Genomic DNA, 14,401 nt, shown 5'->3' with positions numbered 1-14,401 from the left:
ATGGCGACCGCCTACAACATCATCGACCACACCTATGACGTCGTCGTCGTCGGCGCCGGCGGCGCCGGTCTGCGCGCCACCTTCGGCATGGCCGAAAAGGGCCTGAAGACCGCCTGCATCACCAAGGTGTTCCCGACCCGCTCCCACACCGTGGCGGCGCAGGGCGGCATCTCGGCCGCGCTCGGCAACATGGGCGAGGACGACTGGCGCTACCACATGTACGACACCGTGAAGGGGTCGGACTGGCTGGGCGACCAGGACGCCATCGAGTACATGTGCCGCGAGGCCATCCCGGCGATCATCGAGCTGGAGCACTACGGCGTGCCCTTCTCGCGCACGCCGGAAGGCAAGATCTACCAGCGCGCCTTCGGCGGCATGACCGCGCAGTACGGCAAGACCCAGGCCTACCGGACCTGCGCCGCCGCCGACCGCACCGGCCACGCCATCCTGCACACCCTCTACCAGCAGTCGCTGAAGCATGAGGCGGAGTTCTTCGTCGAATACTTCGCGCTCGACCTCATCATGGAGGACGGCGTCTGCAAGGGCGTGCTGGCCTGGAACCTGGACGACGGCACGCTGCACCGCTTCCGCGGCCAGATGGTCGTGCTGGCGACCGGCGGCTACGGCCGCGCCTACTTCTCGGCGACCTCGGCCCACACCTGCACCGGCGACGGCGGCGGCATGATCCTACGCGCCGGCCTGCCGCTGCAGGACATGGAGTTCGTGCAGTTCCACCCGACCGGCATCTACGGCTCCGGCTGCCTCATCACCGAGGGCGTGCGCGGCGAGGGCGGGTACCTGACCAACTCCAACGGCGAGCGCTTCATGGAGCGCTATGCCCCGTCGGCCAAGGATCTGGCGTCGCGCGACGTCGTGTCCCGCTCGATGACCATCGAGATCCGCGAAGGCCGCGGCGTGGGTGAGCACAAGGACCACATCCACCTGCACCTCGAGCATCTGCCGCCGGAGATCATCCACCAGCGCCTGCCCGGCATTGCCGAGACGGCCAAGATCTTCGCCGGCGTGGACGTGACCAAGGAGCCGATCCCGGTTCTGCCGACCGTCCACTACAACATGGGCGGCATCCCGACCAACGTTCACTGCGAGGTTCTGTCGCCGACCGCTTCGAACCCGGACCAAGTGGTGCCGGGCCTGATGGCGATCGGCGAGGCGGCCTGCGTGTCGGTCCACGGCGCGAACCGCCTGGGCTCCAACTCGCTGCTCGATCTGGTGGTGTTCGGCCGCGCGGCAGCCATCCGTGCCGCCGAGGTCGTCAAGCCGGGCAAGGCCCCGTCGGTCAAGGCCGACAGCTGCGACAAGGCGCTGGAGCGGTTCGACCGCATCCGCAACGCCAAGGGCTCGATCAAGTCGGCCGACCTGCGGCTGGAGATGCAGCGGACGATGCAGAACAACTGCGCCGTCTTCCGCACCGGCGAGGTCCTGGACGAAGGCGTGAAGAAGATCGACGCCGTCTATGCCAAGAAGGGCGAGATGGCGATCTCCGATCGTACGCTGGTCTGGAACTCCGATCTGGTCGAGGCGCTGGAACTGGACAATTTGCTGGGCCAGGCGGTCGCCACCCTGCATTCCGCCCAGAACCGTCCGGAAAGCCGCGGCGCGCATGCCCGTGAGGACTATCCGAACCGCGACGACGAAGGCTGGATGAAGCACACCGTCATCTGGGTCGCGGACAACGGCGAGACGAAGATCGATTACCGCCCGGTCCACATGTACACCCTGACCGACGAGGTCGAGGTATTCCCGCCCAAGGCCCGCGTGTACTAAGGCCCGCCGGATAAAGGAAATCAGCTATGGTTGAATTCAACCTGCCAGCCAACTCCAAGGTCGGCGTCGGCAAGACCGTCAACGTCGCGAACGGCGCCAAGCGGGCCAAGACCTTCAAGATCTACCGCTGGAACCCGGAGGACGGCCAGAACCCGCGCGTCGACAGCTATGTGGTCGACCTCGACAAGTTCGGGCCGATGATGCTCGACGCGATCATCTACATCAAGAACCAGGTCGACAGCACCCTGACCTTCCGCCGGTCCTGCCGCGAGGGCATCTGCGGGTCGTGCGCGATGAACATCGACGGCACGAACACGCTGGCCTGCCTGAAGGCGATCGACGAGGTTCCGGGCGACGTCAAGATCTACCCGCTGCCGCACATGCCGGTGGTGAAGGATCTGGTCCCCGACCTGAAGCACATCTACGCCCAGCTCGCCTCGATCAAGCCGTGGCTGCAGACCCAGTCGCCGGCCCCGAGCCGCGAACGCCTGCAGTCGCCGGAGGACCGCGCCAAGCTGGACGGCCTCTACGAGTGCATCCTGTGCTTCTGCTGCTCGACCTCCTGCCCCAGCTACTGGTGGAACGGCGACCGTTACCTCGGCCCGTCGATCCTGCTCCAGGCCTATCGCTGGATCGCCGACAGCCGCGACGAGATGACGGGCGAGCGCCTCGACAACCTCGAGGATCCGTTCCGTCTCTATCGCTGCCACACCATCATGAACTGCACCAAGGCGTGCCCGAAGGGTCTCAACCCCGCCAAGGCCATCGCCGAGATCAAGAAGCTGATGGTCGTGCGCCGCTGACCGCGAAGAGCGTTTGCGACAAGGAAAAAGGCGCCCCTTCGGGGGCGCCTTTTTCGTTTGTACGGGGTCAGACGAAGTCGGGATCGGTGGGCCGCGACGGCGGCAGGTCGTTGCCGGGGGCCGGGGCGTCGGTGGTGCCGGGACCGCCGGGATCGGGCAGGTCGGGGTTGTCGGTCCCCGGCAGGTCGACGACCGGGACATCCTCGTGCGGGCCGGGAAACGGGTTGGGTGGGGCGGCGCTGAGGCCGGGTTCGGTGATCGGCATGAGGTGGCTCCTTCCGTCGATTGTTTGCGGTCGTGCGCTCCCCTGTATCAACGGCCGAGTCCGCGATCCGCTCCATCGCACGGGACGATTGCATGCGGACCGGTTGACCGGCGGCGGAGAGGGGGTATGCTCTTCGGGAGATCACCAACGACGACGAGCCACGAATGGGCGGTGCCGGCCGGCGGCGCCCAGCGTATGGACACATTTTCTTTCTAGGGAAGGACCAATCATGGGCGGCATGGCAGGCCAGGCGTGGAGCTGGATCCAGGGCGAATGGATGGAGGGCAATCCGCCAATCGTCGGACCGCTGTCCCACACGCTGTGGCTCTCTTCGACGGTCTTCGACGGCGCTCGCGCCTTCCAGGGCGTGGCCCCCGACCTCGACCTGCATTGCGCCCGCGCCATCCGCTCCGCCCAGGTGATGGGGCTGGAGCCGATGGTCACCGCCGGCGAGATCGAGGAGCTGTGCTGGGACGGCATCCGCCGCTTCCCGAAAGAGGCGGAACTGTACATCCGCCCGATGTTCTACGCCGATGACGGCTTCGTCGCCCCGGCGCCGGAGAGCACGCGCTTCGTCCTGTCGATCTACGAGGACCCGCTGCCGCAGCCGACCGGCTTCGCCGCCTGCATTTCCACCCGCCGCCGTCCGATCCCGACCATGGCCCCGACCGAGGCCAAGGCCGCCTGCCTGTATCCCAACGCCGGCATGGCGCTGACCGAGGCGCGTAAGCGCGGCTTCCAGAACGCCATCATGCTGGATGTCATCGGCAATGTGGCGGAGTTCGCCACTTCGAATATCTTCATCGCCAAGGACGGCGTCGTGCGCACCCCGGTGCCGAACGGCTGCTTCCTGAACGGCATCACCCGCCAGCGCGTCATCGCTCTGCTGCGCAACGACGGCGTGACGGTGGAGGAATGCACCCTGACGCCAAAGGATCTGCTTGAGGCCGACGAGGTCTTCTCCACCGGCAACCACGCCAAATGCGTGCCGGTGACCAAGGTGGAAGACCGCAGCTTCGCAGCCGGTCCGATCTTCCAGCGGGCGCGTGCGCTCTATTGGGAATACGCGTTCCGCTGATCGAGCAGCGCCACCGCCGCCCGGCGGTGATGGGCCAGCGTGGCGGCCAAGCGGGTCAGCCACGCATCGGTCCGACAGGCGGTCGCGCTCAGTGCGCCGCGACGCCGGGCGGTGGCGAGGCGCGCTTCGGCCGCGAGGTCCGTGTGCAGCCGGAGCGTCGCGGCGCGTTTGACGGCATTGGCGCGGGCCGCGCCGCCAAGCAGGGCGGTGCGAAGCTCGGGCTTCGGTGTCGGGCCGTCATGGGTGCGGTGAAGGCTGTCCAGGCGGGCGGCTCGGTCCATGGAATGGACGGTAGCGCCTGCCTGGATGGTAGCAAAGGTAAATTTTCCTAGGATCGATCGCCAACCGTTGAGGTGTTTGCCCCCACCCTCACTGGCTCGCCCAGATGATCCGTGCCATCCAGGCGACGTCCGACAGCGGGATGCTGCGGTCGGGGTGGGCGCGGTTGATCGACAGCAGTTCAATCTTGGTCGCCGTCTCGCGGATCAGTTGCTTGGCCATCACCTCGCCGCCCTTGGTGCGGACGACGACGCGGTCGTTGCGGCGGATCTGCGCGGCGGGGGAGACGATGATGGTGTCACCGTCGCGATAGACCGGCTCCATGCTGTCGCCGGAGATCTCCAGCGCATAGGCGTGAGGGTCGCCCAGGCTGGGGAACAGCAGTTCGTCCCAGCCGCTGCCGGCGGGAAAGCCGGCGTCGTCGAAATAGCCGGCCGATCCGGCCTGGGCATAGCCGATCACCGGAACCCGCTGCAGCGGGGCGGTGCTGGCGCCGTCGCCGACCAGCGACACGAATTCCGACAACGACGCGCCGGTGGCGTCCAGCACCTTGGAGATGCTTTCCGTCGAGGGCCAGCGCAGCTTGCCGTCGTTGGTCGTGCGCTTGCTCTTGTTGAAGGTGGTCGGGTCCAATCCGGCGCGCCGCGCCAGCCCGGAGGCGGAGAGCCCGTGCTGCGCCGCAAGACGGTCGATGGCCCGCCAGATGTCCGTGTGTTTCAGCATGGGACGATAATCTCATAAAGCGGCGACAGCGTCCCTAGGAACTTTTTCATAAATCTGTTGACCGCATGCGTTGGTCGGAACATAACGCAAACAGATGGCGCGGCCACAACCCAGGCCCGGCGCCCGCTCTTTCAAAAATCCGAAGCCGCAAGGAGACCAGCATGCTGAGTCCGGCCGCCTCCGCTTTGCCCGCCGCCCGCCTGTCCCAGATCGTGCCCTTGAAGGCGGAGCCTTACAGTGTCGACGGCGAACCCTTCGCCGACGCGGAAGAGGCGTGGTTCTGGGCGGTGCAGGCGCATGACGCCAAGGCGGCGGGCGCGCGGGTCGTCGCCGGCTGCGGGCAGGTGGCGCGGCCCTGCGAGCCGCAGGACGTTCTGCGGGTGGTCGACCGCCTGTTTCGAATGCGCAAGCTGATGCGCGACCATCTGCATGTCATGGTCCATTACGGCCGCCGCCAGAGTGCGCCGGAGCCGGATCGCTTCCGCGAACAGCGCGCCCATTCCCTGTGGACCGAGGCCTTCGCCGTCATCGCCCCCGCCCTGCGTGAGAAGGGCATTGTCCGGGGCATCGCCCGATGACCGCCACTCCCTGGACGGCGGCCTGGGTGGTCTACCGCGGGGAGGCGCCGCTGTGGTGGCTGCGTCTGCTGAAGCCGGGCTTCCGCCATTGCCTGGCGTTGCTGACCGACGGGCGGCGCTGGGTGGCGGTCGATCCGCTGGCGGGCTTCACCGACGTGGCCGTGCTGGACCTGCCGGCCGAGTTCGACCTGCCGGGCTGGTACCGCGCCCAGGGGCTGACGGTGGATTCCGCGCCGTTGCGCCGCCCGGCCGGCCCCGCCCCCTGGGGACCCTTCACCTGCGTCGAGGCGGTCAAGCGCCTGATCGGCCTGCGCGCCCGCCGGGTGCTGACCCCCTGGCAACTGCACCGCCACCTGACCGGAGGATACCGCGCATGCCCGCATCCGCAGCCGTGAAACCGCCCGCCCGCCGGAAGAGTGACCTGTCGGAGCCCGAGGCCCTGCTGGAGCGCTACCGTGCCGCCCGCGAACGGCGCACCGTGTGGGAAAGCCATTGGCAGGACTGCTACGACCATGCGCTGCCCAACGGCCGGCCCTTCCGTGGCGGAGGCACGCCGGGCGAACGCCGGGTCGACCGCCTGTTCGACGGCACCGCGCCCGACGCGGTGGAGCAATTGGCGGCCAGCCTGCTGTCGGAACTGACGCCGCCCTGGTCGCGCTGGTTCGGCTTCCAGCCCGGCCCCACCCTGACGGGAGCGGAGCGCGATCGCGTCGCCCCGCTGCTCGACCGTGCCGCCGGCATCGTCCAGGCCCATTTCGACCGCTCCAACTTCGCGGTGGAGATCCATCAGGCCTTCCTCGACCTCGTCACCGTCGGCACCGCCAGCCTGCTGATGGAGGAGGCGGCCCCCGGCGCGCCCTCCAGCCTGCGCTTCACCGCCGTGCCGCTGGCCGAAGCGGTTCTGGAGGAGGGACCGGACGGCCGGCTCGACGCCACCTTCCGCCGCAGCGAGGCGACGCTGGCCCAGATCCTCCAGCGCTTTCCCGGAGCCGACCTGCCCGACGAACTGCGCAAACAGGCCGCCGACGATCCCGACAGCCGCTTTCCGCTGGTCGAGGCGGTGCTGCCCGACGGTGCGGCCTATCGCTGGGGCGTGGTGCTGGACAGCGGGCTGGCCGAACCGTCCTGGCTGGCCCAGGGGCGCTTCGCCCAGTCCCCCTTCGTCAATTTCCGCTGGCTGAAGGCGCCGGGCGAGACCTATGGCCGCTCGCCGGTGATGAAGGCGCTGCCCGACATCAAGACCGCCAACAAGGTGGTGGAACTGGTGTTGAAGAACGCCTCCATCGCCGTCACCGGCATCTGGCAGGCCGACGACGACGGGGTGCTGAACCCCACCACCATCCGGCTGGTGCCCGGCACCATCATTCCGAAGGCGGTGGGATCGGCCGGGCTGACGCCGCTGGCCAACCCCGGCCGGTTCGACGTGTCGCAGCTGGTTCTGGACGATCTGCGCGGGCGCATCCGCCACGCGCTGCTGGTCGATCGGCTGGGGCCGGTGGAGTCGGCGCGGATGACCGCGACCGAGGTGCTGGAACGCTCCGTCGAGATGGCGCGGCTGCTTGGCGCCACCTATGGCCGGCTGCAGGCGGAGCTGATGACGCCGCTGGTGCTGCGGGCGGTGTCGATCCTGCGCCGGCGTGGCGAGATCCCCGATATCACCGTCGATGGCCGGCTGGTGGAGTTGCAGCACCGCTCCCCACTCGCCCAGGCGCAGGCCCAGCGCGACGTGCAGGCGGCGCTGCGCTGGCTGGACAGCGTCAAGGCGCTGGGACCGGAGGCGGAGGCGACGGTGGACGCGGCGGCGACCGCCCACTGGCTCGGCGAGGCCTTCGGCGTGCCGGCCAAGCTGATGCGGGCGGAGGTCGCCGCACCTGCGGCCGCTCCTGCGGCCACCTCCGTTGTCGTCCCTCAGCCTTCGCCGGCGCCTGCCGTGGCGACGGCCGATGCCGGAGTCGGCAATGGCTGAGCGTCCAACCGGCGAACAAGCCGGCTGGGACTGGCTGGAGGCTTCGCCCTCCGCCAGTCCGGACCCCGCCACGGCGACCGACGCCGATCCGGCGCCCAGCTTCGCCCGCTGCTTCGCCGGGGGTGACGGCTTGCGGGTTCTGGCGGTGCTGCGGGCGATGACGCTCGACCGCGCGCTCGGTCCCGACGCGCCGGAGGCGGCGCTGCGCCACCTCGAAGGACAGCGCCAGCTGGTCGCCACCATCCTCGCGCTGGTCGCGCGCGGGCGGGCGGGCTGACCGGCGGTGCTGCCGCTCTCCTCTTTCCCTTCCCTGCAGGAGTTGATGATGGCCGACACTCTGCTGACCGAATCCGCCGCGATCAATGGCGCTCCGCCGCTGCCGATCCCGGAGAAGTTCCGCGATCCCAAGACCGGCGCGCTGCGCGTCGAGGCTCTGCTGAAATCCTATCTGGAGCTGGAACGCCGCCTGTCGTCGCAGGGGCGGTTCGGGCAGGCGCCGCCGGACGCCGGGACCGAGTCGGCCCCCGAAGCGGCTCCCTTCGATCCGGCCAGCCTCGACCCGGTGCAGCTTCGCCGGCTGCTGGGTGCGCCGGAGACGCCGGACGGCTACAGCATCGCCTGCGACCATGGCCTGTTCCAGCCCGATCCGGAGATCAACGGCCGCCTGCACGAGGCCGGCTATACCCCGAACCAGGCGCAGTTTCTCTACGATCTCGCCGCCGAACGGATGATCCCGCTGATCCAGACCATGGCCGCCGAGTTCCAGGCGGAACGCGAGGTCGAGCGGCTGGTCGCCCGGTTCGGCGGCGAGGAGCGCTGGCGCGAGGTGTCGCGGCAACTGCTGGCCTGGGCCGGCAAGACCCTGCCGCCGGCCGCGGTGGAGGGGCTGGCGACCACCTACGAAGGTGTCATGGCGCTCTACGCGATGATGACCGGCAGCGAGCCCGCCGCCCTGTCGATGGCGGGCAACCGCCCGGCCGGTGGAGAGGGCGAGGCCGAACTGCGCACCCTGATGCGCGACCCGCGCTATTGGCGGGACCGCGATCCGGCGGTGATCGCCCGCGTCACCGAAGGGTTCCAGCGCCTCTACCCCGGCCAGCGCTGAGTTGAGCCGTTGTCGGCCGCCATCCCCGCCAGCACAAGGCGAGTGGCGGCCGACGCCAAGTGCGCGGACAGGGACAAAGCGCCGCAGCATGCAACCTTCGTATAGGTTGGACAGGTGTCTGTTGCGCGTGCGAAGAAAAATTGCATTGCACGACTGAAACGAAGTCGTCACTTTTCCCTGTGCATGACTAACCGTCCGTTTATCGAACGGATAAGAGAGCGACGCCAGGCCCGATGACGCTGCGCCGCAAGATTCGCTGGCTGACCTGGATCGGCCTGATCGGCTGCCTGATGGCGGCGATTCCCGCGCTCTACCTGCTGCGGCAGGGCATGATCGCCGAGCGGGGGCAGGTCGCTGCCGCCCTGGTGGAGTCGGCGGGCTTGCTGCTGCGCGATCTGGAACGGTCGGCCTCCTCCGGCGCGATCTCCGGCGACGAGGCGCGTGACCGCGCGCGGACGGCCCTGCAGGCGCTGTCCGCCAAGCCCTTTCATGTCAGGATTTTCACGGACGGCATCGTGCCGCCGGGCTGGCCGGCCATCGACCGCGCGGTGACGGCGCAGGGACGGTTCGAGCCCTGGGGCTGGGCCATCGCCACCGCCGGCGACATCGGCGACCTCGACCGCGATTTCCTGATCGAGGCGTCGGGTTTCCTGCTGTTCCTGGCGGCCTTGCTGGTGCTGAGCTGGCCGGGGTCGCGCTTCCTGTCGCAGCATGTCGTCGGGCCGTTGGAAGCGCTGTCCGACCGCATGCGCCTGCTGACGGAGGGGCGGACCGACATCGACATTCCCGGCTGCGACCGCCGCGACGAATTCGGCGCGATGGCCCGCGCCATGGAGTTCTTCCGCCGCGCCGCCATCGCCCTGATCGAGCGGGACGAGCGGCTGGCCGGCATCATGAACAATGTCGGCGAGGCGATCCTGCTGGTCGACGCCCGCGGCCGGATCGAGGAATACAACCCCGCCGCGGTGGCGCTGTTCGGCGTGCCCGCCGGGGATTTGCGCGGCCGGCCGCTGTCCGCGCTGTTCGCCGCCGCCGACCGCGCGCGGATCGATGCGCTGCTGGCCGGTATGGCGGCGGAGGCGGACGTTTCGGAGCCGGTGCGGGAAGAGGCACTGGGGATCGAGCGCGCGGGAAGCGGCGAACGGATCGACGCCTCGCTCAGCGTCTCGCCGCTGGTGGTGCAGGGGCGGCGCGGCTTCGTCTGCGCACTGGCCGACGTGACCGAACGGCTGCGCCATGAACGCGAGCTGATGCGTCTGGCCACCCGCGACCGGCTGACCGGCTTGCCCAACCGCGCGATGATCGAATCGCTGCTGGAGGCGGCGGTGGAGCGCAGCCGCCGTTACCGGCGCCCCTTCGCCGTGCTGTGCCTCGACCTGTCGCGCTTCAAGCTGATCACCGACACGCTGGGCCATCAGGCCGGCGACGCGCTGCTGCAGGAGGTGGCGCGGCGGATCGTTGCCTCCGTGCGCGCCGCCGATCTGGTCGGCCGCATCGGCACCGACGATTTCGCCGTCGTGCTGGAGGAGATCCGCGATGCCGACGAGGCGGCGGCGATCGCCGGGCGCATCCTGGACGCCTTCGACGCGCCGGTCACCCTGCCGGGCTGCGAGCATTACGTCCGCCCGGCGGTCGGCATCGCCGTCTATCCGACCGACCTCGCCGGCGAAGAGGCCGCCGAGGGACGGTGGGATGGCGACGACCCGCAGGCGCTTCTGCGCTCGGCCGAGACGGCGCTCTATGCCGCCAAGCGGATGGGCGGCCGCCGCCATGCCTTCTTCCGCCCCGAACTGGCCGAACAGGCGCGGCGCCAACTGGCGCTGGATGGCGATCTGCGGGCGGCGCTGGCGCTGAAGCAGTTCCGCCTGCATTACCAGCCCAAGGTGTCGCTGATCGACTACTCGCTGGAAGGCTTCGAGGCTCTGCTGCGCTGGGAGAAGCCGGGGGAGGCGTCAGAGCGGGGAATCATGATCCCGCCCGGCGAGTTCATTCCGGTGGCGGAGGAGACCGGCTTCATCGTGCCGCTGGGCGATTGGGTGCTGGACGAGGCCTGTCGCCAGATGCGCGAATGGCTGGATGCGGGGATGGAGCCGGTGCCGGTCGCCGTCAACATCTCGCCCAAGCATCTGCGCAACCGCAGCGCCGAGGATTTCCAGCGCATCATCGACCGCCACGGCCTGCCGCCCGGCCTGATCGAACTGGAGATCACCGAGGGCGCAGTGATGCAGGACATCGACCATGCGCTGGCCGTGCTGGCGGCGTTGAAGGCGATGGGCATCCGGGTGGCGGTGGACGATTTCGGCACCGGCCATTCCAGCTTGAGCTATCTGAAGCGGCTGCCGATCACCACGCTGAAGATCGACCGCTCCTTCATCAACGGCGTGCCGAACGAGCGCGAGGATGCCGGCATCGTCTCCACCATCATCGCCATGGCCGACATGCTGGGCCTGCATGTGGTGGCCGAAGGGGTGGAGAAGACGGAGCAGGCCAATTTCCTGCGCCACCACAACTGCACCCAGGTCCAGGGCTGGCTGACCGGCCGCCCGGTGCCGGCCGAGGCCGCCTGCCGCCTGTTGATGGAGCGGCTGCGTCAGGCGGCGCTAGGGGCTGCCTGACGCGCCGCCTGAAGCCGGGCCTGAAGCCGGGATCGCCTTCCGCCGCGGGCGGGGAACCATCAGTTCGGCCAGCGTGACCGGACGGAAATTCCAGACATCGACGCCGACGTCGATCTGCCGGGGCTGCGGCTTCAACTGGCCATGGCTGTGGCCGTGCAGGTTCAGCGCCCGCCGGTGCATGCCGTTCCAGGTGCGGAAGGCGTAATGGCACATGACCAGATCGACCCCGTCCAGCGTCAGTTCGGCGTAATGCCCGACGCTGGCCCAGCCGGGTAGCGTCAACGTTGCGGGGCCGTCGTTGTTGCCGGCGATCAGATGCTTGGTGCCGTTCAGCCGGCCGAGCAGGGCGGCCATGGCCTCGGGCTTCATGTGCAGGGCGAAGTCGCCGAGGTGCCAGACCACGTCGTCGGGGCCGACGGTGGCGTTCCAGTTCGCCTCCATCGCCGCATCCATCTCTGCGGTGGATTCGAAGGGGCGGCGGAAACGGCCGCGGGCGCCGCCATGGCCGAAATGGGTGTCGGAGGTGAAGTATACGGTCATCGACCGGTCAACGCCGGCGCGCCGGGGGCGGTTCCCGCACCGGGACCCCGCCGACGGCGCGCCGGGCGGTCCTCAATGCTTGTGGTCGTCCGCCGCCGGGTCGAGGAAGCGGTGCAGGTGGACGATGTAATAGCGGGTGTGGGCATCGTCGATGGTCTGACCGGTGGCACCGCGCCATGCCTTGTAGGCGTCCTCATAGCTCGGGAAGATGCCGACGATGTGCAGCTTCGACGGATCGACGAACTGGTCCGTGTCCGGACGCACGAGTTCGCCGCCGAACACGAGATGGAGGAGCTGTTTGTCGGGCATGACCTTTGTCCTTGTAGCCGGGAGTGATTGGGGAGTTATGGCTGTCTTTGCGCCGGTAAGCCGGCTGATGCGTCGCATTCTCATATCCGCCGTCCGGGCGGCGCTTCAAGCCTGTTGACAGGTCCACCGACCTTTGCCACCACGGAACCGCGGCGTTTTCAGGATCAGCATAAAGAATCCGTCCATTTGCCGCAGATGACGGACGCCGGAAACACGGCCGAACACTGCGAGGATCGAGCGATGCCAAGTGGTCATACCGCGACTCGGGAGAAACACGGGCGCGAGCTGCGTGTCTGGGACCTGCCGACCCGCCTGTTTCATTGGGCACTGGTCGCCGTGGTGGCGGTCGCGATTCTGTCGGCCGAGCTTGGTGTGCTTGATGTTCATATGTTGGCGGGTGAAACAGTTCTGATTCTCGTGCTGTTCCGGCTGGTCTGGGGCGTGGTGGGCAGCCAGACCGCGCGCTTCGCCGATTTCGTGAAGGGGCCGGGCGCCATCCGCGACTATCTGAGGCGGTCGCGTGCGGGCGGGGGGGCTGCCCTCACCCTGGGCCACAACCCGCTGGGCGCGCTGATGGTGGTGGCGCTGTTGCTGGTCCTGCTGGTCCAGGCGGGCAGCGGGCTGTTCACCAGCGACGACATTCTGGTTGACGGCCCGCTGGTGCCGATGGTCTCCGGCGCAACGGTGGCGCTGCTGAGTTCGCTGCACCGGCTGCTCGCCAACGGCATCTTCGTGCTGGTCGGTCTGCATGTGGTCGCGGTGTTCTTCTATCTGCTGGTCAAGCGCGACAACCTGATCCGTCCGATGGTCACCGGCCGCAAGGTCCTGCCGGCGCGGCTGGCGGCGACGGAGCCGCGGCGCGCCCCGGCGGCGCTGGCGTTGGCGGTTCTGGCTGCGACCGCCGGGCTGGTCTTCCTGGTGCTACGGGCCGCTGGTTGATCCTGCCGGCCGGCGGGGAGCCGTACCTCCGCGGCATATACCGATGGATCGTGCGACAATGCGCCGTCTGGGGCTTCACGTCTTCTAATCTAGAATAACTCCAGATTGATCCGCACGAAACGTCACGAAACCAATGAGGCCGGCCCGATTTCCGGGATCGATCGACCTTTGCCTGAATGAAGCTTCAGGTTGCGGTGAGAATGTAGGCCGGCCGGGAGACCGCCAGTCATGCACGCACAAACCGGACAAAGCCCGACCGCAGCGCTGAAGGGGCTGCTGGTCGCCACCGCCGCCGCTCTCGGCATCCTGTCCGCCACCGCAGGCGCGGCGCCGGCCGCCGAATCGACAGCATCCGGGGCCGCATCTGGGGCCGCAACTGGCGCCGCTGCCGGTGGTGACACCCTGATGGGCCGCGCGCGCGAGCTGTTCAAGCCGCTGCCCGCCACCTTGCCCGTGGTCCGCAACAATGCGGTCACTCATGAGAAGATCGAACTGGGCAAGATGCTGTTCTTCGACCCGCGCCTGTCGGCCAGCGGCGTTTTCTCGTGCAACAGCTGCCACAATCTGGGGCTCGGCGGTGTCGACGGGCTGGAGACGTCGGTCGGCCATGGCTGGCAGAAGGGGCCGCGCAACGCGCCGACCGTGTTGAACGCGGTGCTGAACGTCGCCCAGTTCTGGGACGGCCGGGCGGAAGACCTGAAGGCCCAGGCCAAGGGGCCGATCCAGGCTGGGGTGGAGATGAACAGCACGCCCGACCGCGTGATGGCGGTGCTGAACAGCATCCCCGCCTACAAGGCCAAGTTCGCCGACGCCTTCCCCAACGAGAAGACCCCGGTCAGCTTCGACAATGTCGCCATGGCGATCGAAGCATTCGAAGCGACGCTGACCACCCCCGCCGCTCCCTTCGACCAGTATCTGGAGGGCAAGGCCGATGCGCTGACCGACACGCAGAAGGCCGGTCTGGAGCTGTTCATCGACAAGGGCTGCGCCGGCTGCCACAACGGCGTCAATGTCGGCGGCCACGATTACTTCCCCTTCGGCGTCGTGACCAAGCCGGGGGCGGAGATCCTGCCGCCGGGCGACAAGGGCCGTTTCGCCGTCACCAAGACGGCCGACGACGAGTATGTCTTCCGCGCGCCCACCCTGCGCAACGTCGCGCTGACCGCGCCCTATTTCCATTCCGGCAAGGTGTGGGACCTGCGGCAGGCGGTTGCGGTGATGGGGTCGAGCCAGCTCGGCGCCACCCTGACCGACCAGGAGATCGACAAGATCACCGCCTTCCTGACCGCGCTGACCGGCCAGCAGCCGCGCGTCGACTACCCGCTGCTGCCGGCCAGCACGCCGGCCACGCCGCAGCCCGTCTTCAAGTAAGGGCTCGCCAAAGAAAAAGCCCCTCCCCACGCCGGTGGGGAAGGG

16 protein-coding genes are annotated in these 14,401 nt (G+C 68.6%); 11 read left to right on the top strand and 5 right to left on the bottom strand.

Features of this window, described 5'->3' with window-relative positions; translation table 11 throughout:
- On the top strand, window positions 1–1,785 hold the full coding sequence (gene sdhA / locus M5E06_RS11600) for a succinate dehydrogenase flavoprotein subunit (protein ID WP_109152087.1): 1,785 nt from the start codon (window positions 1–3) through the stop codon (window positions 1,783–1,785).
- A 26-nt stretch (window positions 1,786–1,811) separates the two neighbouring features.
- Complete coding sequence (locus M5E06_RS11595) at window positions 1,812–2,588, top strand: succinate dehydrogenase iron-sulfur subunit (protein ID WP_109152086.1); 777 nt, start codon at window positions 1,812–1,814, stop codon at window positions 2,586–2,588.
- Window positions 2,589–2,655: 67 nt separating this feature from the next.
- Here the strand turns inward: M5E06_RS11595 and M5E06_RS11590 are convergent, their stop codons facing one another.
- Window positions 2,656–2,853, bottom strand: coding sequence for a hypothetical protein (locus tag M5E06_RS11590; protein ID WP_252138267.1), 198 nt, complete (start codon window positions 2,851–2,853; stop codon window positions 2,656–2,658).
- A 229-nt stretch (window positions 2,854–3,082) separates the two neighbouring features.
- On the opposite strand from M5E06_RS11590, the gene M5E06_RS11585 reads away from it, so the two are divergent.
- Window positions 3,083–3,931, top strand: a complete 849-nt coding sequence (locus M5E06_RS11585; RefSeq protein WP_109152084.1) for a branched-chain amino acid aminotransferase — start codon at window positions 3,083–3,085, stop codon at window positions 3,929–3,931.
- Here the strand turns inward: M5E06_RS11585 and M5E06_RS11580 are convergent.
- Both M5E06_RS11580 and M5E06_RS11575 read right to left on the bottom strand, forming a co-directional pair.
- Entirely contained in the window at window positions 3,907–4,212 is a 306-nt protein-coding gene (locus M5E06_RS11580; protein ID WP_252138266.1) for a hypothetical protein, read from the bottom strand. The genes M5E06_RS11585 and M5E06_RS11580 overlap by 25 nt on opposite strands.
- Before the next feature lie 88 nt (window positions 4,213–4,300).
- On the bottom strand, window positions 4,301–4,933 hold the full coding sequence (locus M5E06_RS11575; RefSeq protein WP_252138265.1) for a S24 family peptidase: 633 nt from the start codon (window positions 4,931–4,933) through the stop codon (window positions 4,301–4,303).
- A gap of 161 nt (window positions 4,934–5,094) precedes the next feature.
- On the opposite strand from M5E06_RS11575, the gene M5E06_RS11570 reads away from it, so the two are divergent.
- The 6 genes from M5E06_RS11570 to M5E06_RS11545 all read left to right on the top strand — a co-directional run bounded on the left by M5E06_RS11570 (window position 5,095) and on the right by M5E06_RS11545 (window position 11,197).
- The gene (locus tag M5E06_RS11570; protein ID WP_252138264.1) at window positions 5,095–5,511 is read left to right on the top strand and encodes a hypothetical protein; all 417 of its coding nucleotides are present in this window, start codon (window positions 5,095–5,097) and stop codon (window positions 5,509–5,511) included.
- Window positions 5,508–5,906, top strand: a complete 399-nt coding sequence (locus M5E06_RS11565; RefSeq protein WP_252138263.1) for a hypothetical protein — start codon at window positions 5,508–5,510, stop codon at window positions 5,904–5,906. Before M5E06_RS11570 ends, M5E06_RS11565 begins: the two co-directional genes overlap by 4 nt.
- Window positions 5,885–7,477 (top strand): portal protein, encoded by a 1,593-nt coding sequence (locus M5E06_RS11560; RefSeq protein WP_252138262.1) that lies wholly within the window; start codon window positions 5,885–5,887, stop codon window positions 7,475–7,477. The genes M5E06_RS11565 and M5E06_RS11560 overlap by 22 nt, the downstream gene beginning before the upstream one ends.
- The gene (locus tag M5E06_RS11555; RefSeq protein WP_252138261.1) at window positions 7,470–7,754 is read left to right on the top strand and encodes a Bbp19 family protein; all 285 of its coding nucleotides are present in this window, start codon (window positions 7,470–7,472) and stop codon (window positions 7,752–7,754) included. The genes M5E06_RS11560 and M5E06_RS11555 overlap by 8 nt, the downstream gene beginning before the upstream one ends.
- A 45-nt stretch (window positions 7,755–7,799) precedes the next feature.
- Window positions 7,800–8,582 (top strand): capsid assembly protein, encoded by a 783-nt coding sequence (locus M5E06_RS11550; RefSeq protein ID WP_252138260.1) that lies wholly within the window; start codon window positions 7,800–7,802, stop codon window positions 8,580–8,582.
- A gap of 233 nt (window positions 8,583–8,815) precedes the next feature.
- Window positions 8,816–11,197: a putative bifunctional diguanylate cyclase/phosphodiesterase gene (locus tag M5E06_RS11545; protein ID WP_252138259.1), complete on the top strand. Its 2,382-nt coding sequence runs from the start codon at window positions 8,816–8,818 to the stop codon at window positions 11,195–11,197.
- Here M5E06_RS11545 and M5E06_RS11540 read toward each other — a convergent pair.
- Both M5E06_RS11540 and M5E06_RS11535 read right to left on the bottom strand, forming a co-directional pair.
- Window positions 11,183–11,737, bottom strand: a complete 555-nt coding sequence (locus M5E06_RS11540; RefSeq protein ID WP_252138258.1) for a metallophosphoesterase family protein — start codon at window positions 11,735–11,737, stop codon at window positions 11,183–11,185. The genes M5E06_RS11545 and M5E06_RS11540 overlap by 15 nt on opposite strands.
- Window positions 11,738–11,809: 72 nt before the next feature.
- Window positions 11,810–12,046: a DUF4170 domain-containing protein gene (locus M5E06_RS11535; protein WP_085090438.1), complete on the bottom strand. Its 237-nt coding sequence runs from the start codon at window positions 12,044–12,046 to the stop codon at window positions 11,810–11,812.
- Between the two features lie 240 nt (window positions 12,047–12,286).
- Between M5E06_RS11535 and M5E06_RS11530 the strand changes: the two genes are divergently transcribed.
- Both M5E06_RS11530 and M5E06_RS11525 read left to right on the top strand, forming a co-directional pair.
- A complete protein-coding gene (locus tag M5E06_RS11530; protein WP_252138257.1) occupies window positions 12,287–12,985 on the top strand; it encodes a cytochrome b/b6 domain-containing protein in 699 nt (232 codons plus the stop codon).
- Between the two features lie 228 nt (window positions 12,986–13,213).
- The gene (locus M5E06_RS11525) at window positions 13,214–14,356 is read left to right on the top strand and encodes a cytochrome-c peroxidase (RefSeq protein WP_252138256.1); all 1,143 of its coding nucleotides are present in this window, start codon (window positions 13,214–13,216) and stop codon (window positions 14,354–14,356) included.
- Window positions 14,357–14,401 lie beyond the last annotated feature (45 nt).

The organism is Azospirillum sp. A1-3 (genome assembly GCF_023806445.1).
GTDB lineage: Bacteria > Pseudomonadota > Alphaproteobacteria > Azospirillales > Azospirillaceae > Azospirillum.
Note: the sequence above shows the minus strand (reverse complement) of the source record. Positions and strands in the feature narration are given on the sequence as shown.

Excerpts from the sequence above, each read along its gene's own strand:
- sdhA (WP_109152087.1), top strand. The coding sequence starts at position 1 with ATGGCGACCGCCTACAACATCATCGACCACACCTATGACGTCGTCGTC.
- M5E06_RS11595 (WP_109152086.1), top strand. The coding sequence starts at position 1,812 with ATGGTTGAATTCAACCTGCCAGCCAACTCCAAGGTCGGCGTCGGCAAG.
- M5E06_RS11590 (WP_252138267.1), bottom strand. The coding sequence starts at position 2,853 with ATGCCGATCACCGAACCCGGCCTCAGCGCCGCCCCACCCAACCCGTTT.
- M5E06_RS11585 (WP_109152084.1), top strand. The coding sequence starts at position 3,083 with ATGGGCGGCATGGCAGGCCAGGCGTGGAGCTGGATCCAGGGCGAATGG.
- M5E06_RS11580 (WP_252138266.1), bottom strand. The coding sequence starts at position 4,212 with ATGGACCGAGCCGCCCGCCTGGACAGCCTTCACCGCACCCATGACGGC.
- M5E06_RS11575 (WP_252138265.1), bottom strand. The coding sequence starts at position 4,933 with ATGCTGAAACACACGGACATCTGGCGGGCCATCGACCGTCTTGCGGCG.
- M5E06_RS11570 (WP_252138264.1), top strand. The coding sequence starts at position 5,095 with ATGCTGAGTCCGGCCGCCTCCGCTTTGCCCGCCGCCCGCCTGTCCCAG.
- M5E06_RS11565 (WP_252138263.1), top strand. The coding sequence starts at position 5,508 with ATGACCGCCACTCCCTGGACGGCGGCCTGGGTGGTCTACCGCGGGGAG.
- M5E06_RS11560 (WP_252138262.1), top strand. The coding sequence starts at position 5,885 with ATGCCCGCATCCGCAGCCGTGAAACCGCCCGCCCGCCGGAAGAGTGAC.
- M5E06_RS11555 (WP_252138261.1), top strand. The coding sequence starts at position 7,470 with ATGGCTGAGCGTCCAACCGGCGAACAAGCCGGCTGGGACTGGCTGGAG.
- M5E06_RS11550 (WP_252138260.1), top strand. The coding sequence starts at position 7,800 with ATGATGGCCGACACTCTGCTGACCGAATCCGCCGCGATCAATGGCGCT.
- M5E06_RS11545 (WP_252138259.1), top strand. The coding sequence starts at position 8,816 with ATGACGCTGCGCCGCAAGATTCGCTGGCTGACCTGGATCGGCCTGATC.
- M5E06_RS11540 (WP_252138258.1), bottom strand. The coding sequence starts at position 11,737 with ATGACCGTATACTTCACCTCCGACACCCATTTCGGCCATGGCGGCGCC.
- M5E06_RS11535 (WP_085090438.1), bottom strand. The coding sequence starts at position 12,046 with ATGCCCGACAAACAGCTCCTCCATCTCGTGTTCGGCGGCGAACTCGTG.
- M5E06_RS11530 (WP_252138257.1), top strand. The coding sequence starts at position 12,287 with ATGCCAAGTGGTCATACCGCGACTCGGGAGAAACACGGGCGCGAGCTG.
- M5E06_RS11525 (WP_252138256.1), top strand. The coding sequence starts at position 13,214 with ATGCACGCACAAACCGGACAAAGCCCGACCGCAGCGCTGAAGGGGCTG.